Annotated in this window: 18 protein-coding genes; 8 read left to right on the top strand and 10 right to left on the bottom strand. The window is 55.2% G+C overall.

The features are described from left to right. Positions 1 to 142 precede the first annotated feature (142 nt). From F3J30_RS07705 to ppsA, 3 genes are all read right to left on the bottom strand, one after another. Positions 143 to 2,518, bottom strand: a complete 2,376-nt coding sequence (locus tag F3J30_RS07705) for a glycoside hydrolase family 3 N-terminal domain-containing protein (RefSeq protein WP_166716870.1) — start codon at positions 2,516 to 2,518, stop codon at positions 143 to 145. A 3-nt stretch (positions 2,519 to 2,521) separates the two neighbouring features. Then, complete coding sequence (locus F3J30_RS07710) at positions 2,522 to 3,922, bottom strand: MFS transporter (RefSeq protein ID WP_166716871.1); 1,401 nt, start codon at positions 3,920 to 3,922, stop codon at positions 2,522 to 2,524. Positions 3,923 to 4,159: 237 nt separating this feature from the next. Next, a complete protein-coding gene (gene ppsA / locus F3J30_RS07715) occupies positions 4,160 to 6,538 on the bottom strand; it encodes a phosphoenolpyruvate synthase (protein WP_014069918.1) in 2,379 nt (792 codons plus the stop codon). 337 nt (positions 6,539 to 6,875) lie between these two features. On the opposite strand from ppsA, the gene F3J30_RS07720 reads away from it, so the two are divergent. The 8 genes from F3J30_RS07720 to F3J30_RS07755 all read left to right on the top strand — a co-directional run bounded on the left by F3J30_RS07720 (position 6,876) and on the right by F3J30_RS07755 (position 14,992). Then, on the top strand, positions 6,876 to 7,709 hold the full coding sequence (locus F3J30_RS07720; RefSeq protein ID WP_014069917.1) for a pyruvate, water dikinase regulatory protein: 834 nt from the start codon (positions 6,876 to 6,878) through the stop codon (positions 7,707 to 7,709). A 152-nt stretch (positions 7,710 to 7,861) separates the two neighbouring features. Next, positions 7,862 to 8,908, top strand: a complete 1,047-nt coding sequence (gene aroH, locus F3J30_RS07725; protein WP_166716872.1) for a 3-deoxy-7-phosphoheptulonate synthase AroH — start codon at positions 7,862 to 7,864, stop codon at positions 8,906 to 8,908. A gap of 173 nt (positions 8,909 to 9,081) precedes the next feature. Continuing rightward, a complete protein-coding gene (hemP, locus tag F3J30_RS07730; RefSeq protein WP_166716873.1) occupies positions 9,082 to 9,270 on the top strand; it encodes a hemin uptake protein HemP in 189 nt (62 codons plus the stop codon). A gap of 77 nt (positions 9,271 to 9,347) precedes the next feature. After that, entirely contained in the window at positions 9,348 to 11,333 is a 1,986-nt protein-coding gene (locus tag F3J30_RS07735) for a TonB-dependent hemoglobin/transferrin/lactoferrin family receptor (RefSeq protein WP_166716874.1), read from the top strand. A 48-nt stretch (positions 11,334 to 11,381) separates the two neighbouring features. Continuing rightward, positions 11,382 to 12,410, top strand: coding sequence for a hematinate-forming heme oxygenase ChuS (chuS, locus tag F3J30_RS07740; protein WP_166716875.1), 1,029 nt, complete (start codon positions 11,382 to 11,384; stop codon positions 12,408 to 12,410). Next, complete coding sequence (locus tag F3J30_RS07745; RefSeq protein WP_166716876.1) at positions 12,407 to 13,228, top strand: hemin ABC transporter substrate-binding protein; 822 nt, start codon at positions 12,407 to 12,409, stop codon at positions 13,226 to 13,228. The genes chuS and F3J30_RS07745 overlap by 4 nt, the downstream gene beginning before the upstream one ends. After that, positions 13,228 to 14,220 carry an iron ABC transporter permease gene (locus F3J30_RS07750; protein WP_166716877.1) on the top strand — a complete coding sequence of 331 codons (993 nt, stop codon included), beginning with the start codon at positions 13,228 to 13,230 and terminating at the stop codon, positions 14,218 to 14,220. The genes F3J30_RS07745 and F3J30_RS07750 overlap by 1 nt, the downstream gene beginning before the upstream one ends. Then, positions 14,213 to 14,992, top strand: coding sequence for a heme ABC transporter ATP-binding protein (locus F3J30_RS07755; protein ID WP_166716878.1), 780 nt, complete (start codon positions 14,213 to 14,215; stop codon positions 14,990 to 14,992). Before F3J30_RS07750 ends, F3J30_RS07755 begins: the two co-directional genes overlap by 8 nt. Here the strand turns inward: F3J30_RS07755 and selO are convergent. From selO to ihfA, 7 genes are all read right to left on the bottom strand, one after another. After that, a complete protein-coding gene (gene selO / locus F3J30_RS07760; protein ID WP_166716879.1) occupies positions 14,989 to 16,431 on the bottom strand; it encodes a protein adenylyltransferase SelO in 1,443 nt (480 codons plus the stop codon). The two genes, F3J30_RS07755 and selO, sit on opposite strands and share 4 nt — an antisense overlap. Before the next feature lie 64 nt (positions 16,432 to 16,495). Beyond that, the gene (locus F3J30_RS07765) at positions 16,496 to 17,206 is read right to left on the bottom strand and encodes an EAL domain-containing protein (protein WP_166716880.1); all 711 of its coding nucleotides are present in this window, start codon (positions 17,204 to 17,206) and stop codon (positions 16,496 to 16,498) included. 295 nt (positions 17,207 to 17,501) lie between these two features. Next, positions 17,502 to 17,966 (bottom strand): NlpC/P60 family protein, encoded by a 465-nt coding sequence (locus F3J30_RS07770; protein WP_014069907.1) that lies wholly within the window; start codon positions 17,964 to 17,966, stop codon positions 17,502 to 17,504. Between the two features lie 74 nt (positions 17,967 to 18,040). Next, positions 18,041 to 18,796 (bottom strand): vitamin B12 ABC transporter ATP-binding protein BtuD, encoded by a 756-nt coding sequence (gene btuD, locus F3J30_RS07775; RefSeq protein ID WP_166716881.1) that lies wholly within the window; start codon positions 18,794 to 18,796, stop codon positions 18,041 to 18,043. Beyond that, positions 18,796 to 19,347 (bottom strand): glutathione peroxidase, encoded by a 552-nt coding sequence (locus tag F3J30_RS07780; protein WP_166716882.1) that lies wholly within the window; start codon positions 19,345 to 19,347, stop codon positions 18,796 to 18,798. The genes btuD and F3J30_RS07780 overlap by 1 nt, the downstream gene beginning before the upstream one ends. Before the next feature lie 35 nt (positions 19,348 to 19,382). Then, positions 19,383 to 20,363: a vitamin B12 ABC transporter permease BtuC gene (gene btuC, locus F3J30_RS07785; RefSeq protein WP_166717142.1), complete on the bottom strand. Its 981-nt coding sequence runs from the start codon at positions 20,361 to 20,363 to the stop codon at positions 19,383 to 19,385. Between the two features lie 101 nt (positions 20,364 to 20,464). Continuing rightward, positions 20,465 to 20,764: an integration host factor subunit alpha gene (gene ihfA / locus F3J30_RS07790; protein ID WP_003857805.1), complete on the bottom strand. Its 300-nt coding sequence runs from the start codon at positions 20,762 to 20,764 to the stop codon at positions 20,465 to 20,467. Positions 20,765 to 20,768: the final 4 nt, after the last annotated feature.

A 20,768-nucleotide genomic window follows, 5' to 3' on the forward strand; every position in this document is an offset into this window, starting at 1 on the left:
CCAGATAATTGAACGGCGTAAGATTATTCTCATGTCGCGCTGATTTTTGGGGTAATTGTGCTATTCAAGAAGATATTTTTCTTTTTTTATACGATATATTCATGCTCACCCTCGCAATAGTGCCCAGGGTGAGCATAATTGATTATTTCGCAACCACCTCACATTGACTTAGCATCCGCCAGTCGGCAGGCAATTCACGTGTCTCACCGGCGACGTTCACCGTAACCACTTCGCGAATATCTGCCGACGACGTGCCAATCTGTAGCTCAAACTCACCAGGCTCGACAATTCGTTTACCGTCGCGGCGGGTAAAGTTGAACATATCGACCGGCAACGTGAAGGTCAGCCGGGTTGTCTCACCGGGTGAGAGCGTCACCCGCTGGAAGGCTTTCAACTCCTGCAACGGGCGCACCTGGCTTGCTACTTTATCGCGCACATAAACCTGCACCACTTCGCTGCCGCTGCGTTCACCGCGGTTGGTCACATCAATACTCAGGGTCACTTCCCCTGTGATATCAATCTTATCTGATGCCAGTTTTGGGTTGCTTAAGCCAAAGTCGCTCCAGCCCAGACCAAACCCGAAGGGATAACGCGAGCCAAAATGAAACGCAAATGGTGTGCCGCCACTTTTGAGTTTGTGGTTGTAGTAATACGGCATCGCCCCTGCGCTTTTCGGCACGCTGACCACCAGCCTGCCCTGTGGCTCAGCACGGCCGGTCAGCACGTCGGCAATCGCCCAGCCGCCCTCCTGTCCTGGTGCCCAGGCCAGCATAAATGCCGCGACCTTGTCCTCCAGGCCTTGCAGGTTGTACGGCCTTCCCCCGGTCACCACCACCACCACCGGTTTACCTGTTGCGACAAGCGCTTCCAGTAGCTGCTGTTGCACGCCTGGCAGGTTCAGGGAGTCCGTGTCGGAACCTTCCCCGACGGTCCCGCTCTGGAACAACCCGGCAAGATCCCCCACGCAGGCCACCACCACGTCACTCTCTTGTGCCGCACGCACAGCCTCGGGGATCAGGGCGGTACTGCGCGAAACCGGAGATTGCTGCATCGGTTTTCCGCCGCTGTCGCCCGGGAAGACCGGCGCGCCCGCCATGCGTTTTTCGATGATGTGACAACCTTTGGCATACCGAACCTGTGACGCCCCCAGGTAGTGCTCAAGCGCCGCGCGCGGTGTCGTCACCTGCGAGGTTTCGTCCACCATATCGCTGATTATCAGATGTACCGGGAAGCTATAACCACTGAGCAATGCCAGAGGATCGTCTGCCGTAGGCCCCACCACCGCCACACGCGGTTTTCCGCTGAGCGGCAGGATGCCGTTATTCTCAAGCAAGGTTAGCGAACGGGTCGCTACCTCACGCGCAACCTGCCGGGTGGCGTTATTTTGCAGATCAATGGCGTTTTCATCAGCATAGGGTTTTTCAAACAAACCAAGACGGAATTTCTCGGTCAGTACGCGCCCCACGATCTCATCCACCTTCGCCATGGTGATAAGCCCGCGTTCAACCGCCTGTGCCAGATGGCGCGCGCAATCATCTTTTGGCAGCTCAACGTCCAGCCCGGCATTAAACGCCAGAGCTGCCGATTCAGCGGCGTCATGCGAAATACCGTGATGCTGATGCAGAAGGCTCACGCCACCGTAATCGGCAACGATAATGCCATCAAAACCCCACTGCTCGCGCAGCACCGTCGTCAGCAGGAAACTGTCACTGTGGCCAGGCTGGTTGTCGATATCGTGATAAGCAGGCATTACCGACCCTGCATTAGCGAGTTTCACCGCCATTTCGAACGGCAGCAGGAAGGTATCGTTCAGTTCACTGAACCCCAGATGCACGGGCGCATGGTTACGCGCCCCTTCGCTGAAGGAGTGGCCAACATAGTGTTTCAGGGTTGCCAGCAGGTCGCGTTTTTCGCCCTGTAATCCCTCGACATAGGCGCTGGCCATCACGCCTACTAACCACGGGTCTTCACCAAACGTCTCTTCGGTGCGCCCCCAGCGGACATCGCGTGAGACATCCAGAACCGGTGCCAGCCCCTGTTGACAACCCACCGAGCGGGCCTCGGCACCAATGTGCTCTGCGGCACGTTTGACGAGCGCCGGATCCCAGCTTGAACCATAGTTCAACGATGAGGGGAATAAGGTGGCGTCTTTACAGAGCAAGCCGACCAGACACTCTTCGTGGAACAGCGCCGGGATGCCGAGCCGCGTCTCTTCCATCATCATCCGTTGCAAGCGATTTGCCGCCCGCACGCCCGTTCTGGCGTCAACAATATGCGTCCCCAGTGGCCGGGTTATCTGTCCGACACCCAGCTTCAGCCTCTCACCCAGCGCAGCCTGTTCGCTGGCGCCCGCAAACTCATCACTTAAATCCGTCCGCTCGCGGTGGTTGCCGTGTTCATCGAGGATCAGCCAGTACGCGTGCATCTGCGCAAATTTCTCTTCTGAGGTCATACGGGCCAGTAAATCCGCCACACGTTCGTGCACGGGACGACCCGCATCCTTATAGATTGCAGTCATACGTTACTCCTTGATTACATGATGAAGTGCCGGGGTGAGTGCTTCTTCGTCCGGGCGCGCCTGGCGCTTGCTGGCAAGCTCGCGGGCAATAGTGTCAACCAGTCGGCTATTGAGTTTGTAAACGGTGAGCAGCGCGACCATACCGATGAACAGCGCGCAGGGGATCAGCGTAAAGAGTGCGTTGATGGTGCTCAGCACATGCGGAGCCTGTACGGCCTGGCCCGGTGCATAGTCCACCATGCCCAGCACCCAGCCCACCACGGCCCCACCCAGCGCCAGGCCAAATTTGATGGCAAACAGCGCGGTGGAGAACACCAGCCCATCCAGACGACGGCCACTGCGATGCTCTTCGTAATCCACCACGTCAGAGAACATGGTCCATTGCAGCGGCGTGGTCAGGTTTTGAATAAAGCTGAAGATAATGTTCAGGCCGAATATCAGCCAGACCTGCGACGGCGGCAGGAAGAAAATAAGTGCGCCGAATATAACGAAAGTGATAATCGTCCACTGATAGGCCCGCACCCGGTCGAATTTACCCAATAACCGTTCAGACAATAATGCACCACTGAGGGAAGCCACCATACCGGAAACAATAAAGGCGAAAACCAGCTCCGGGCGTAACAATACATAGTTCACGTAATACAGGGTTGCCGAGCCACGCGTCACCACTGCGGTCAGCAATAAAATATTAAATACAAACACTATCCGCCACTGACTATTTCCTGCCAGTCGTTTTAAATCGGTAATCATCGAGCCGGAAGTGTCGCTGCGCGGAGAATAACGCTCGCGGGTCATCAGGAAACAGCAGAAGAATAAGATAATGCCTAATAACCCCATTAAACTCATGGCGTAGAAATAGCCTTTTTGCACATTGCCATCACCCAGTTTTGCCACCAGCGGCAGCGCAATGACCGTGACAATCAGGCCGCCGATAAAGGACAACCCAAAGCGCCAGGATTGCAGTGAATGACGTTCACGCGGGTCAAGGGTGAGCGATCCAGGCATCGCGCAGTAGGGAACATTAATGGCCGAATAGATAAGGCTCAGGATAGTGTAGGTCACGCAGGCGTAGATGATTTTCGCCGTTGGCCCGACATCAGGAACATAGAACGTAATCAGGCAACTCACGCCAAAAGGAATGGCGAACCATAACAGCCATGGGCGGAAGCGGCCATGACGGGTTTGCGTGCGATCCACCAGCGCGCCAATACAGGGATCGACAAAGGCATCAACCACGCGCACCACTAAAAACATGGTTCCCATTATTGCTGCCGGCAGACCAAATACATCCGTATAAAAATAGGCAAGAAATAAGGTTGCGGTTTGCCAGACCAGCGCGCTGGCCATATCACCTAAACCGTAACCTATTTTATCTTTCGTACGTAAGACAGGGGAGATGTTCATTTTTATGGGCCTTTTATCAGGTTAAAACGTATTTCAACCAGTTGCGCATCGTGTAGGGTAATGCGCAGTTAAGGCTCAAGTATTAGCAACGCTTTGCGCGCTAACAATTGTCTAAATTAACAGACAAATTATGATATTTGGTTTTTTGCTTTATTTGTGACGGGGAGCATGTCGGCATGAAAATAAAAAAGGTGAGGATAAATATCCTCACCTTTTCTGCAAACGGGTATTACGGCATTACTTTTTCAGTTCTGCCAGGCTCAGCCAGGTTTGCACCACGGTGTCCGGGTTCAGGGAGAGGCTATCGATCCCCTCTTCCATCAGCCAGGCGGCAAAATCTTCATGGTCGGATGGACCCTGACCACAAATCCCGACGTATTTACCCTGCTTCTTCGCCGCTTTGATGGACATTGACAGCAGTGCTTTAACCGCCTCATTACGCTCATCGAACAGCTCGGAAACCACACCAGAATCGCGATCCAGACCCAGCGTCAGCTGCGTCATGTCGTTTGAGCCGATAGAGAAACCGTCGAAATATTCCAGGAACTGCTCAGCCAGCAGGGCGTTAGACGGAATTTCGCACATCATGATGAGCTTCAGTCCGTTTTCACCACGCTTCAGACCCTGACGCGCCAGTTCCTCTACTACCGCTTTGGCCTGTGCCACGGTACGTACGAACGGGATCATGATTTCAACGTTGGTCAGCCCCATGTCGTTGCGCACGCGTTTCACCGCATCGCACTCCAGCGCAAAGCAGTCACGGAAGCTGTCAGACACATAACGTCCGGCACCACGGAAGCCCAGCATCGGGTTCTCTTCTTCTGGCTCGTAACGCTCACCGCCCACCAGGTTGGCGTATTCGTTAGATTTAAAGTCAGACAAACGCACGATGACGCGTTTCGGATAGAACGCCGCACCCAGCGTCGCGATCCCTTCGGTCAGACGGCCAACGTAGAACTCTTTCGGCGAGTCGTAGCCTTTCATCATTTCGCGAATTTCGTTTTGCAGTTTCGCGTCCTGATCGTCAAACTCCAGCAGTGCACGCGGGTGCACGCCAATCATACGGTTGATGATAAATTCCAGGCGCGCCAGGCCAACCCCTTCGTTTGGCAGGCAGGCGAAGTCAAACGCCCTGTCCGGATTACCCACGTTCATCATGATCTTCAGCGGCAGGTCCGGCATGGTATCCACGCTGGAGCTTTTCACGCTGAAGTCCAGCAGCTCGGCATAGACATAACCGGTATCACCTTCCGCACAGGAGACGGTGACGTTCTCGCCATCCTTCATGCGTTCGGTCGCATCACCACAGCCAACCACCGCCGGGATACCCAGTTCACGGGCGATAATCGCCGCATGGCAGGTACGGCCACCACGGTTGGTAACAATCGCCGCAGCCTTCTTCATGATCGGTTCCCAGTCCGGGTCGGTCATGTCGGTAACGAGCACGTCACCCGGCTGAATGCGGTTCATCTCGCTGATGTCCTGAATAACTTTCACCGGGCCCGCACCAATGCGGTGACCGATGGCACGGCCTTCAGCAATCACTTTGCCCTGTGCATGAAGCGTATAACGCTCCATCACCTGACCGCGAGAACGGACGGTTTCCGGGCGCGCCTGCACGATAAACAGCTTGCCGGTGTTGCCGTCTTTGGCCCACTCGATATCCATCGGGCGGCCATAGTGTTTCTCAATCTGCACGGCCTGCTTCGCCAGCTCCTGCACTTCGGCATCGGTCAGAGAGAAGCGGTCGCGCTGTTCCTGCGGCACGTCTTCAATTTTAACCTGCTTGCCGTGCTCCTGAGTCGGGGCATAAATCATGCGGATCTTTTTCGATCCCATGGTACGGCGCACGATAGACGGACGGTTTGCCGCAAGCGTTGGTTTGTGCACGTAGAATTCGTCCGGGTTAACCGCACCCTGCACAACCATTTCACCCAGACCCCACGCAGAGGTGATAAACACCACCTGGTCGAAGCCGGATTCGGTATCAATGGAGAACATCACGCCGGATGAGCCGACATCTGAGCGCACCATGCGCTGAATGCCTGCCGAGAGCGCCACGCCACGGTGGTCATAGCCCTGATGCACGCGATACGAGATGGCGCGGTCGTTGAACAGGGAAGCAAACACGTGCTTCACCGCCACCAGCACGGCATCGTAGCCCTGCACGTTGAGGAAGGTTTCCTGCTGACCGGCGAAGGAGGCATCTGGCATATCTTCTGCGGTGGCTGAAGAGCGTACCGCAAACGAGGCCTGCGCATCATCAGAGGAAAGCTGGTCGTACGCGTCGTGAATCGCTTTTTCCAGCTCCGGCTGGAAAGGTGTGTCGATGACCCACTGGCGGATCTGTGCGCCGGCTTTGGCAAGCTCAGCAACATCATCAATATCCGTTTTATCCAGCAGTTCGTAAATGCGCTGGTTTACACCGCTTTGGTCAAGAAACAGGTCAAACGCTTCGGCGGTAGTGGCAAACCCATTCGGTACGGAGACACCCATACCGGACAGGTTGGTAATCATTTCACCCAGGGAGGCATTTTTGCCCCCAACTCTGTCTACATCATTCATGCCGAGTTGGTTATACCAAAGCACCAGCGGTGACGAGCCATTGTTGGACATCGAAACAATCCTTTTGTGATATTTGAACGGGATTAAGAAACACCTTAATGCGTATTTATCCTGGCATATTTGTTCTCGCGAAAAAAACGGTGAATCGTGTAAGCAACTTTATTTTTTATTTTTTCGGACACTTCCCCATCAATCGCTAACCCAATGATTACAATGGATTCCCACAAAAATGTTCGGTTTATATCGGTTTTTCAAAAAATGAAATCCACTTTTCATTAAAATTAAAAATACCGTTTCATTTATAATTAAGACGATTCCCTCTCTGTTGTATTTTACTTTTTTAATTTATGCTTTCAGTCAATTAGGTCCGATATTCAGGGTGAGAAAAATGGATAATGCTGTCGATCGCCACGTTTTTTATATTTCTGATGGTACGGCGATTACCGCCGAAGTGCTGGGACATGCGGTCATGTCGCAGTTCCCGGTTTCCATCAACAGCATCACGCTGCCGTTTGTGGAAAATGAGAGTCGCGCGAAAGCCGTGAAAGACCAGATTGACGCCATCTATCAGCAATCAGGCGTGCGTCCGCTGGTCTTCTATTCCATCGTGATCCCGGAAATTCGCCAGATTATTTTGCAAAGTGAAGGCTTTTGTCAGGACATCGTGCAGGCCCTGGTAGCTCCGCTGCAAGGTGAACTGAAGCTTGATCCCACGCCGATTGCCCATCGCACCCACGGTCTTAACCCCGGAAACCTGATCAAGTACGATGCCCGTATCGCGGCCATTGATTACACCCTGGCTCACGATGACGGTATCTCCCTGCGTAATCTCGATCAGGCGCAGGTGATCCTGCTTGGCGTATCACGCTGCGGCAAAACCCCGACCAGCCTCTACCTGGCCATGCAGTTCGGGATCCGCGCAGCGAACTACCCCTTTATTGCTGACGATATGGATAACCTGGTGTTACCCGCCGCGCTTAAGCCACTGCAACATAAGCTGTTTGGCCTGACGATAAACCCGGAACGCCTGGCCGCCATTCGTGAAGAGCGCCGTGAGAACAGCCGCTACGCCTCGATGCGCCAGTGCCGTATGGAAGTCTCAGAAGTTGAAGCCCTGTACCGAAAGAACCAAATCCCGTGGCTTAACAGCACCAACTATTCGGTAGAAGAAATCGCTACCAAAATCCTCGATATCATGGGACTGAATCGTCGCATGTACTAATATGCTAGTACATTAATCCAGATTAAGGTATCATCCTGCACATCATCGGGGCGGCTTCGCCCCGAACTTGAAATCAGCAGGGATTGGTTTAAGGTGATGCCCATCACTTCCCGGTAGTCTGCCGATGAAGCAAAAATTTTCTGAGATATTCCATGAACAAAACCGACGAACTCCGCACTGCGCGTATTGATAGCCTGATTACCCCGGCTGAACTGGCGGTGCGACATCCTGTTTCCGCAGGCGTTGCGGAACATGTCACGGCCTCGCGCCGTCGTATTGAAAAAATCCTGAATGGTGAAGATCGCCGTCTTCTGGTGATCATCGGCCCTTGTTCCATTCACGACCTGGATGCCGCGATGGATTACGCTAAACGACTTCAGGCGCTGCGTGAAAAACACCAGCATCGCCTGGAAATCGTGATGCGTACCTACTTTGAAAAACCCCGCACCGTTGTTGGATGGAAAGGGCTAATTTCTGACCCTGACCTGAACGGCAGTTATCGCGTGAATCACGGTATTGAGCTGGCGCGTAAGCTGCTGTTACAGGTCAATGAACTGGGTGTGCCTACCGCGACCGAATTCCTCGATATGGTGACCGGGCAATTTATCGCCGACCTGATCAGCTGGGGCGCGATTGGCGCACGAACCACTGAAAGCCAAATCCACCGCGAAATGGCATCTGCCCTCTCCTGCCCGGTTGGGTTTAAAAACGGTACCGACGGCAATACCCGCATCGCAGTTGATGCGATCCGCGCGGCCCGTGCCAGCCATATGTTCCTCTCGCCGGATAAAAATGGCCACATGACCATTTACCAGACCAGCGGGAATCCGTACGGCCATATCATTATGCGCGGTGGCAAAAAGCCGAATTACCACGCAGAAGATATCGCTGCCGCCTGTGAAACGCTGGCCGAATTTGATCTGCCTGAGCACCTGGTGGTGGACTTCAGCCACGGCAATTGCCAGAAACAGCATCGCCGCCAGCTGGATGTCTGCGATGAGGTTTGTCAGCAGATCCGCAGCGGCTCAACGGCCGTGGCCGGGATCATGGCTGAAAGCTTCCTGAAAGAAGGGACGCAGAAAGTGGTGGCTGGCCAGCCTATCGTTTACGGCCAGTCGATTACCGATCCGTGTCTGAGCTGGGAAGACAGCGAGCTACTGCTGGAGAAACTGGCGGCAGCGGTAGACTCTCGATTCTGATGTTTTTCCCTTCCCCCTCTCCCTCTGGGAGAGGGCCGGGGTGAGGGCACCAGACCGCACCCTTCTCCTCAAATTTGATCCCGTCACAAATTTTTCACAAAAAGGCTTGCCGTGAATTTTGACTTTGTTGATAATGATTATCATTGTTACATTGATTGTTATTTGTAAACATTATGTCACGTATGGATAACACCGCGGCAACGCCTATAAAAACACACACAGCGCCTTTCCCTTCTCCTGACGACCGTCGTATCGACAGCAAAAGTCTGCTGGGTGATGAGGGGCGGGTCATTATCGAGCATGACGGCCAGCACTACCTGCTGCGCCAGACCCATGCCGGAAAACTGATCCTGACTAAATAAATTACTCAAAAAAATACGCCAGCCACCCAGGTAATCCCCAGGCAGCCAGCGCTTTCGATTCTTAATGGAGAGTTGCTATGCCACACCTGCATTCCGCGTCTTTGCGTCCATCACTTCTGGCGCTGGCCATTGTCAGCACCTTGCCGGGCGCCGCGTTTGCTGCCGCAGATGATATTACCGTTACCGCGACCGGTAATCCCCGCAGTGCCTTTGAAGCCCCGATGATGGTGAGCGTGATTGACGCTACCACCCCGGAAAACCAGACCGCCAGCTCCGCCGCAGACCTGCTACGCAAAGTCCCGGGCCTGACGCTCGACGGCACCGGACGTACAAACGGCCAGGATGTCAACCTGCGCGGTTACGATCGTCGCGGTGTGTTAGTGCTGGTTGATGGTGTACGCCAGGGCACTGACACCGGGCACCTCAACAGCACCTTCCTGGATCCGGCGCTGATCAAGCGCATTGAAGTGGTTCGCGGCCCGTCTGCCCTGCTGTACGGCAGTGGTGCGCTGGGTGGCGTGATCTCCTATGACACCGCCGATGCCAAAGACCTGCTGGAGCCCGGCAAAAACAGCGGTTATCGCGTATTCGGGACTGGGGCTACAGGCGATCACAGTATCGGGATGGGGGCGAGCGCCTATGGTCGCACCGATACCCTGGATGGCTTAGTCGCCTGGTCAAGCCGCGATCGCGGGGACATTCGCCAGAGCAACGGCACGACTGCACCAAACGATGAATCCATCAGCAATATGCTGGCGAAAGGCAGTTGGAAAATCGACACCGCCCAGACGCTGAGCGGCTCTCTGCGCTATTACAACAATGCGGCGCAGGAGCCAAAAAATCCGCAAACGTCTGAAGCCAGCGATACCAGCAATCCAATGACAGACCGTTCCACCATCCAGCGGGACGCCCAGCTCGGCTACAACATTGCCCCGGAAGGCAACGACTGGCTCAATGCCGATGCAAAAGTCTACTGGTCGGAAGCGCGTATTAATGCCCAGAACGTCGATGGCTCGGGCGAATTCCGCAAGCAAACCACCAAAGGCGGCAAGGTTGAAAACCGCACCCGTCTGTTCTCTGATACTTTCGCATCACACCTGCTCACCTACGGCGGCGAATACTACCGCCAGGAGCAGAACCCGAGTGGCGTAACCACCGGTTTCCCGGACGCGAAAATTGACTTCAGCTCTGGTTGGTTGCAGGACGAAATCACCCTGCGTGACCTGCCTGTGACGATCCTCGGCGGTACGCGTTATGACAACTATCGCGGCAGCAGTGATGGCTATGACGATGTGGATGCCGACCAGTGGTCATCCCGCGCGGGGTTAACCGTCAGCCCGACCGACTGGCTGATGCTGTTCGGCTCTTACGCCCAGGCATTCCGCGCCCCGACAATGGGTGAGATGTACAACGATGCGAAGCACTTCTCCATCGGCAGTTTCTATACTAACTACTGGGTGCCAAACCCGAACCTGCGCCCGGAAACCAACGAAACCCAGGAGTACGGTTTTGGTCTGCGCTTTGACAACCTGATGCTGGCCAGTGATGCGCTGGAGTTCAAAGCCAGCTATTTCGACACCAAAGCGAAAGATTACATCTCAACCACCGTCGATTTTGCTGCCGCGACGACCATGTCCTATAACGTGCCGAACGCCAAAATCTGGGGCTGGGACGTGATGGCGAAATACTCCGCCGACCTGTTCAGCCTGGATATGGCCTATAACCGTACACGCGGCAAAGATACCGACACCGGCGAGTACATCTCCAGCATCAACCCGGATACCGTCACCAGCAAGCTGGACATTCCGGTGGCGCAAAGCGGTTTCTCGGTGGGCTGGATCGGCACATTTGTTGATCGTTCAACGCATATCAGCAGCAGCTACAGCAAACAACCCGGCTACGCGGTCAACGATTTCTACGTGAGCTATAAAGGCCAGGAGCAGCTGAAAGGGGTAACCACCACGCTGGTGCTGGGTAACGCCTTTGATAAAGAGTACTGGTCACCGCAGGGCATCCCACAGGATGGCCGTAACGGTAAGATTTTCGTGAGTTATCAGTGGTAATCCCCTCGCCCCGGTTCGCCGGGGCAACTATAAAGAAAGGAAGAGACAATGAATCACTACACACGCTGGCTTGAGCTAAAAGAAGAAAACCCGGGTAAGTACGCGCGTGACATCGCAGGCCTGATGAATATCAGTGAAGCCGAGCTGACCTTTGCACGTGTGGGGCATGATGCATGGCGGCTGCACGGAGAAATTCGCGAGATCTTAGGCGCACTGGAAACCGTGGGCGAAACCAAGTGCATCTGCCGCAACGAATATGCCGTTCACGAGCAGGTTGGCACCTTCACCAACCAGCACCTCAACGGCCACGCCGGGCTGGTGCTGAATCCGCGTGCGCTGGACTTACGTCTGTTCCTGAACCAGTGGGCGAGCGTGTTCCATATCAGCGAAACGACCGCCCGTGGTGAACGTCAGAGCATTCAGTTCTTCGACCATCAGGGCGATGCGCTGCTGAAGGTGTACACCACCGACAATACTGACGTTTCTGCCTGGGGCGATGTGCTGACGCGCTTTATCTTTGCCGATAACCCGCCACTGGCGCTGAAAGCCGCGGAACTGCCTGTTCATACTGAAAACGCCGACGGTGCTCTCGTGGATAAAGAGTGGCGTGCCATGACCGACGTCCATCAGTTCTTTACCCTGCTGAAACGCCACAATCTGTCCCGCCAGCAGGCCTTCCGCCTGGTGGGTGACGATCTGGCGTGCAAGGTCGATAACCGCGCGCTGGCACAACTGCTGGATACTGCCCGTCAGGACGGCAACGAAATTATGGTGTTTGTCGGCAACCGCGGCTGCGTGCAGATCTTCACCGGCGTAGTGGAAAAACTGGTGCCGATGAAAGGCTGGCTGAACATCTTTAACCCGACCTTTACCCTGCATCTGCTGGAAGAGACCATCGCCGAAACCTGGGTAACCCGCAAACCTACCGCTGACGGCCATGTGACCAGCCTGGAGCTGTTTGCCGCCGACGGCACGCAAATCGCACAGCTGTACGGTCAGCGTACCGAAGGTGAACCAGAGCAAAGCCAGTGGCGTAGCCAGATTGATGCCCTGACACCAAAAGGGCTGGCCGCATGAAAAAATGGTTCGCCCTGCTCAGCGCCTTACCGCTAGTCGCGTTTGCGGCCACGCCTGAGAAAGTGGTCACGCTTGGCGGCGATGTCACGGAGATTGTCTATGCATTGGGTGCTCAGTCGTCGCTGGTCGCGCGCGACAGTACCAGCCAGTGGCCGCAGGCGGCAAACGATCTCCCGGATGTGGGGTATTTGCGCCAGCTTAATGCCGAAGGGATTTTATCCATGCGCCCGACGCTGGTGCTGGCAAGTGCGCAGGCACAGCCTTCTCTTGCCTTAAAGCAGGTCGAACAAAGCCATGTGAAAGTCGTCACCGTCCCCGGCAGCAATGACCTGAGCGTGATTGATGAAAAAGTCCGTGTGATTGCGCAAGCCACTCATCAGCAGGCACAGGGCGAGATCCTGCGCGGCAAGCTGCGTCAGGAATTAGCAGCACTGCCCACGACACCGCTTAACAAGCGTGTGCTGTTTATCCTCAACCACGGCGGCATGACCGCAATGGCGGCAGGACAACAGACCGGGGCCGATGCCGCCATTCGGGCCGCAGGGTTGCAGAATGCCATGCAGGGCTTCACCCGCTATCAGCCACTCTCGCAGGAAGGGGTTATCGCAAGCCAGCCCGATCTGGTTGTGATTTCTCAGGACGGTGTGAAAGCGCTCGGTGGCGAAGAGAATCTGTGGAAACTGCCAGGTCTGGCGCAAACGCCGGCTGGACGTAACAAACAGGTTCTTGCCATTGATGATATGGCGCTGCTGGGCTTCAGCGTGCGCACGCCGCAGGCCATTCAACAATTGCGCACCAAAGCCGAGCAGTTGCCCTGATGACCCGGCGTATCACACTCTCCCTGTGTATGCTGGCCGTAGCACTACTGGTGATGACGCTTCTGGCAACCGGTTTTGGCGCGTTGCGCCTGCCGGTGAGCCTGCTGTGGAATAACAGCGATGACGCACTTCGTCAGATCTGGCTGACCATCCGCCTGCCCCGCGTGCTGCTGGCGCTGGTGATTGGCGGTTCGCTGGCGCTGGCGGGCTGTGTGATGCAGGGGCTGTTTCGCAATCCGCTTGCCGATCCGGGTCTGCTTGGGATCAGCAGCGGCGCTGCACTGGCCGTCGCACTGTGGGTGGTTATCCCGCTTTCGCTGCCAGCCCTGGTGATGTTATATGCGCCGATGCTGGCGGCATTTCTCGGCGCGCTGGCGGCAACCGTGGTGATTTTCCTGCTCAGCCAGCAGCGGGAAAGCTCGCTGTCGCGGCTGCTGCTGGTGGGTATTGCCATCAACGCGCTGTGTGGCGCGGCGGTGGGGGTACTTTCCTGGATCAGCAACGATGCTCAGCTTCGCCAGCTCTCGTTGTGGGGAATGGGTAGCCTTGGGCAGGCCCAGTGGTCAACGCTTCTGGCCGTGACCTCGCTGATGGTACCCACGGTGTGGATCATCTGGCGGCTTGCGACTGCGCTCAATCTGCTGCAACTGGGCGAAGAAGAGGCGCATTATCTCGGGGTCGATGTGAAGGTTGTTCAGCGCATTTTACTGCTGTGCAGCGCGTTGCTGGTGGCGGCTGCCGTTGCCGTCAGTGGCGTTATCGGCTTTGTCGGGCTGGTGGTGCCACATCTGATGCGAATGTGGCTTGGGGCCGACCACCGGGCGGTGATCCCTGGCTCCGTACTGGCTGGCGCATTTTTACTGTTGATTGCCGATACGGTTGCGCGAACCCTGGTGGCTCCGGCGGAAATGCCGGTTGGGCTTCTGACCAGCATCCTTGGCGCCCCCTGGTTCCTGTGGCTTATTTTCCGTCGGGGAGGCCAGCATGGCTGATTGTTTTAGTGCAGAAAATCTCACCTTTCGCGTAGCACACCGCACCCTGATTAATGACGTATCCCTTTCGTTATCCCAGGGTGAACTGGTGGCGCTGATTGGCCCTAACGGTGCCGGGAAATCGACGTTATTGCGCCTGCTCACGGGTTATCTCAAACCGGCGAGCGGACAATGCTTACTGGCGGGAAACCCCCTTCACGACTGGCACCCGGAAAAATTATCCCGTCGTCGGGCAGTGATGCGACAGCAGACACAGCTGGGCTTTGACTGGCCGGTAGAAGCCGTAGTAGGAATGGGCCGCGCGCCCTGGACACACCATCCTGAAGCGGCGGTTGTACGTGAAGTGATGCAGATAACGGGCTGTTTACCGCTGGCCGGACGGCAGTTCGCGGCGTTGTCCGGAGGAGAACAGCAGCGCGTGCAGCTTGCCCGCGCGCTGGCGCAGTTGTGGTGCGATGGCGAGCCAGGCGGCTGGCTGTTTCTGGATGAGCCCACCTCGGCGCTGGATCTTTACCATCAGCAGCACCTGCTGCGTCTGTTGAAAACCTTAACCGGTCGGGGAAAATTACACGTCTGTATTGTTCTGCACGATCTGAATCTTGCCGCGCTGTGGGCGGATCGGGTTGTGTTATTACATAACGGGCAGATAGTTTCCCACGGTTCGCCCGAACAGGTCTTGCAGGCCGACACCCTGGCGCACTGGTATGGCGCGCAGGTTCACGTCGGCAGGCATCCGGCTCACCACGTACCGCAGGTTTTTCTCGCCCCTTAGCTTGAGCAGCTGACCTCCAGCCGCTTGCCCCAGTCCGGCGGGCGGCTGACATAATCATCATCCCTGTCGGCAAAAGGCGTGCGTAACGCCAGGTGCAACCGGTGCAGCTCCGAGTATTCACCCTGCTCTGCCTGTTCAATTGCCCGCTGCGCCAGCCAGTTGCGCAAGACCATCGCCGGATTAGCCGCATTCATTTGCGCCTGACGGGTTGCATCATCCACATTATCGCGCTGCAAACGCGCCCGATACTGCCGGTACCAGTCATCAAAGGCCTGGCGGTCGATGAACTCATCGCGCAGCACAGAAGCACTACTGTGTTGCTCCGTCTGGCCCAGCATCCGGAAGGTACGGGTGTAATCGCTGCCCTCGCGGGCCATCAGCGCGAAAAGCCCGTTCAGGATGTCGTTATCCCCCTTCTCTTGCGTTATCAGCCCCAATTTCCCGCGCATTAATTTTCCGTACTCGCGCAGCAGAACGTCCTGATAGGTATCGAGCGCATCGTTGAGGGCGTCAACATCAATAAACGGCGATAAAGATTGCGCCAGGCGCTGCAAATTCCACAGCCCGACCGCTGGCTGGTTGTCAAAGCTGTAACGCCCCTGGTAATCAGAGTGGTTACAGATATAGCCCGGCTGATAATCGTCGAGGAAGCCGTACGGGCCATAGTCAAAGGTCAGCCCCAGGATGGACATGTTATCGGTGTTCATCACACCGTGCGCAAAGCCCACGCTTTGCCAGCGGGCAATCATTGACGCGGTACGCGCCACCACATCACAGAACCAGAGTCGGTATTTATCCTCCTCGTCCTGCAATGCGGGCCAGTGGCGGCGAATAGCGTAATCGGCAAGCTGGCGGACCTTGTCCGGCTCACGTCGATAATAGAAATGTTCGAAATGGCCAAAGCGCAGGTGGCTTTGCGCAACGCGCATCAGCATCGCCCCCTGCTCCATCGTTTCTCGCGCGACAGGTGTGTCGCTGGTCACGATGGATAACGCCCGTGTGGTGGGAATACCCAGGGCATGCATCGCTTCAGACGCCAGACATTCGCGAATGGTTGAGCGCAGTACCGCGCGGCCATCGCCCATGCGGGAATACGGGGTAAGACCCGCACCTTTCAGATGCCAGTCGAATGATTGTCCGTCGGGGAGTTGTTGTTCACCCAACAAAATGCCTCTGCCATCGCCCAACTGCCCCGCCCAGACGCCAAACTGGTGTCCGCTGTAGACCTGGGCCAGGGGATTCATGCCAGGGAGCAGCGTTTCGCCGCCCCAGACGCCAGCGCCTTCAGAGGGCTGGAATAACGCAGGCGGAACGCCCAATGCATCGGCAAGCTGGTCGTTATGCCAGATCAGCCGGGCATTTTGTAATGGGGTTGGTTTGAGCGCGGTGTAAAAGCCGGGCAACTCGTCATGCCAGTGTGCAGTAAAAGACAGGGTCATAAGTCCTCCTGCTTTTAGTGTAGAGGGTTTACCTGGACTTAAACACGGGCGAAAACAAGGGTTATCACTGAACCAACAGAGTCACTTGTTCCGCCGTGACGGCAGGCCACAGCCCACCCTGCATCGCGCCGAACTCAAATGGCATCACGCGCTGCAATGTTCCGTGGTCGTCGATACCAGCGACAATCACCGACTGGCAGTGCGGTGTTATTTGCCAGAGGATCGCACGCATAAAAGGCTCGAATGACAGCTCGGTGACGCGTTGCTGAATAAAGTTTCTGTCGATGATCACACGTTTAAACAAACCGTCATACACAGGCTTCAGAGAAGCGGCCCCGGCACCAAAATTGGCCAGTACCAGCGGATAACGGATCGCCATCCTTGCCATCGCCAGATCGTCCTTCCCGTTATTTAAACCTGGATAGTTCTCATTAACAGTAAACTCCAGAAACGGGAAGCGTTCGATTATTGAAACAGCGTTTTCATTTGTTAATAAAAACTCAACAATTGCAGGTGTAATATTAATCCATGCAATAAGCTGATGCTGAATAAAGAACAGTTTGCAGGTCTCGAGCAGTTGCAGTTTTTCCTGAAACAGCGCGAGTTCTTCCGCTGGTGAAAGATGTGGGATAACCAGTTCAGTGGGGATTCGTACGTCTGTATCCACGCCAACAAAGTTAACCATAATTTCTAAAGCTTTAAGCTCCCCGGCACTATTACGTGCAGGACAAAGTAAAAACTCAGACTGGTAAGCATTATCTAGCGTGATAATCATTGCGCTCGCCCCGCTTTAAAGATGAAAGAGGACATCCTGGAGCAATTGCTGACACAATTCCACTGTATTGATTTTAATAAGATTAATTTCATTAGTTCCGTATTAGTTTTCAGATTTATCCCTGAATCTAAAAATAATCTTATCCTGGTTACTCATTAATAGCCAGTTTTAGATAAAACAGACACATACAGACATAATTAATTCGGCATAAATTTAACTTTAATCAACATATATCTGAAATTCAGGCGCGTTTTTTTAGCCAGTACGCGCCAGGAAACTGACATGTTAAGCATTGCTAAATACGCCTGGCTTGCCAGAAGTTTTTACGCCAGTAAACATTATCGAGAGATGAACGCATCACCCCACGACTGGTTGAGGCATGAATGAACTGGTTATCCGTATCATAAATACCAACATGAAGACCGCTTTCGCCTGAGCCTGTTTTGAAAAATACCAGGTCGCCAGGCAGTAAATCGTCCTTATCAATTTCAGTGCCGATTTCAGCCTGTTTACGCGTTTCACGCGGTAGCTGTAAATCAAACTTATCGCGAAACGTCATGAGCACAAAACCCGAGCAATCCACACCGCCACGGCTCATCCCACCGTAACGATACGGCGTGCCGCGCCAGTTGCTCAGCTGATCGTTAAGGCTGGCAATGACCGTAATGGAATCAGACAGTCGCGCATTAGGTGGTGGCGCACGATGGCTACTGCATCCCGCAAGAAATAACGCCGCTGCAAGGAGAAACCAGAATCGCATTTTCAGACGAATCCTCTGCTTTTATTGTTCTTTTCGTAATTTAGCGTGCAATTGTGCAACCGCGCAAGAAACGGTTACTCCTGAGCCGTAGAAATCAGCATCTTATGCCCTTCGATATCCAGCCTGCGAAAGTGCATGTTATAGGCGGTAGCCAGATGAGGAGGCGTCAGCACGCTATCCCGCGCGCCGCTGGCAATCATTTTACCCCGGGCCAGCAACCATACCCGGTGGGCATGGCGTAGCGTATGGTTCAGATCGTGGCTGCTCATGACCACAGCGACACCCGCACGGGTGAGTGAACTCAGGATAGTGTCGAGCGCGGCCTGCTGAGCAACATCCAGGCCGCTCATTGGCTCGTCCAGCAACAGCAAGCATCCCTGCGAATTACCCGCAGGATGGATCTGAAGAATAACGGCCGCCAGACGCACACGTTGCCACTCGCCGCCAGAAAGCTGGCTGGCATTTCGCGACAGTTTGTCCTCTAGCCCCAATGCCGCCGCCACCTCTTCGAGAAGCGCAGTGCGGCTTTTATCATGCAGATGCAGCGTAAGATAGTGCCAGACTGGCATCGCAAATGGCGGGACTTGCTGTTGCACTAAATAACCCCGCCGGTGCGCCAGCGACACAGGTGACCATTGGTCAAGCGAGTGGCCCAACAGGGTTATCTCCCCTTGCCCGGTGGTCAGCCCCGCGATGCGCGCCAGCAGCGTGCTCTTTCCTGCGCCATTCGGCCCCACAAGATGCAGGATCTCTCCTGCATTGATGGCAGCGCTCATTGGCTCAAGGCGTCCTTTTTCAGCCACATCCGTCAGCTGCATCAGCAAGGTCATTAGTGCGCCAGCGCCTTTTTAATCGCGTCAGTCACTACGGCGTCTTCCGGCGTCATATCCGGAGAGAAACGCTGTACAACCTGCCCGTCACGCCCAATCAGGAATTTCTCAAAGTTCCACAGGATATCGTCCGGGTAGAGCGGCGCACGTCCTTTACTGGCCATACGCTCGTAGAAGCCACTGCCCTGCGGGGCAACCGCGGTCGGTGCCGCAGACACCAGCTTTTCATACAGAGGATGACGGTGCTCGCCATTGACATCAATCTTGCTGAACAGCGGGAAGGTCACACCATAGGTGGTACTGCAAAATGTTTTGATCTCTTCTTCGCTGCCCGGCTCCTGGCCCAAAAACTGATTGCAAGGGAACCCAAGCACGGTAAAGCCTTCGCTCTCCCAGTTTTTTTGCAGCGCTTCAAGCTGCTCGTACTGCGGCGTCAGGCCACATTTGGAGGCCACATTCACCAGCAGCAAAACGTTGCCCTTGTAGCCCTCAAGCGTGGTTTTTTCGCCGTCAATGGTGGTCACTTCGGTATTCAGAATATCGTACTGCATAGCATCCCCTCAGTTTATTCCGTGGTTGGGTAGGTTTAACGTCCGGCTTTTAATAGTAGCCAGATAAATACTGGCGCGCCTAGCGTGGCGGTGACCACGCCAATCGGCAACTCAGCGGCAGTCAGTGCAAGCCTGGCGATAATATCAGCCACCAACAGCGTTGCCGCACCGGCTATGGCCGCGCTCGGGAGTAACGTGCGGTGATCCGTGACGCCACAAAGTCGTAGCATGTGCGGGATGACAAGGCCAATAAAACCTATGGCACCGGCCAGCGCTACGCTCACCCCTACCATCCAGCCAATGGCAATAACCAGCACATTGCGCCATAAATTCATCGACATGCCGAGCTGGCGGGCAGAGGTTTCCCCCAGTGCAAGGATGTTCAGCGGTTGTGCCTGGCAGCACGCCCAGATTATCACCGGGATAAGCAATACCATCAGCCACCCCTGGTGCCAGTCAACGCCGCCAAACCCGCCCATCATCCAGTACATCAGCTGGCGTAAATCAAATGAGGTTGAAAAGTAGACCGCCCAGGTCATCAGTGCGCTGCAAATGATCCCCAGCGCAACCCCGGCCAGCAGCAACCGGCTGGTCGATAGATGACGTCTTGCGAAGCGCAGGAGTATCACGGTAATAACAAGCGCACCGATAATGGCGCTCAGACTAATACTCCAGGCTGAAAGCTCGCCGCCCCCCAGCATGACCGCTGCAATCAGGCCCACACCCGCCCCATTTGATACCCCCAGCAGGCCCGGCTCCGCCAGCGGGTTTTCAAACAGCGCCTGCATCATGGTGCCGCAGAGCGCCAGCGCCGCGCCAACGAGGATCACCGCCAGGGTGCGCGGCAATCGGATTTGCCAGACAAAAAGCTGCCCGTCTGCGCCAAACCAGCTTTCCGGCCCCAGCCACCTGTCGCCCGCGCACAGGCTGACGGCTGCGGCAACAAAGAGCAGCAGCACAAGTGCAAGCAGGCGGCGCAGGTCGGATTGGCGCTGGCGGTGAGCGAAATCAGGCATAGACATGGTTTTATCAGAATGAGATGTATTTGATTTTACGGTGGGTTTACAGGAGAGCAAAGAAAAAAGGCCGCGAATGCGACCTTTTTAGTTAGTTCATATTACTCTGCTTTGGGCGTTGCGTTTTCGACACGGCTTTTTAACTTCTGGCCGGGTCTGAAGGTCACCACGCGGCGGGCTGTAATGGGAATATCTTCCCCCGTCTTCGGGTTGCGGCCCGGACGTTGGTTTTTGTCTCGCAAATCAAAATTGCCAAAACCGGAGAGTTTTACCTGCTCGCCGTTTTCCAGAGCGCGACGGATCTCTTCGAAAAACAGCTCTACCAGCTCTTTGGCATCCCGTTTGCTAAGCCCAAGCTTATCAAACAGATATTCTGACATTTCAGCTTTTGTAAGCGCCATAGGT

The organism is Enterobacter sp. Tr-810 (genome assembly GCF_011752765.1).
GTDB lineage: Bacteria > Pseudomonadota > Gammaproteobacteria > Enterobacterales > Enterobacteriaceae > Enterobacter > Enterobacter soli.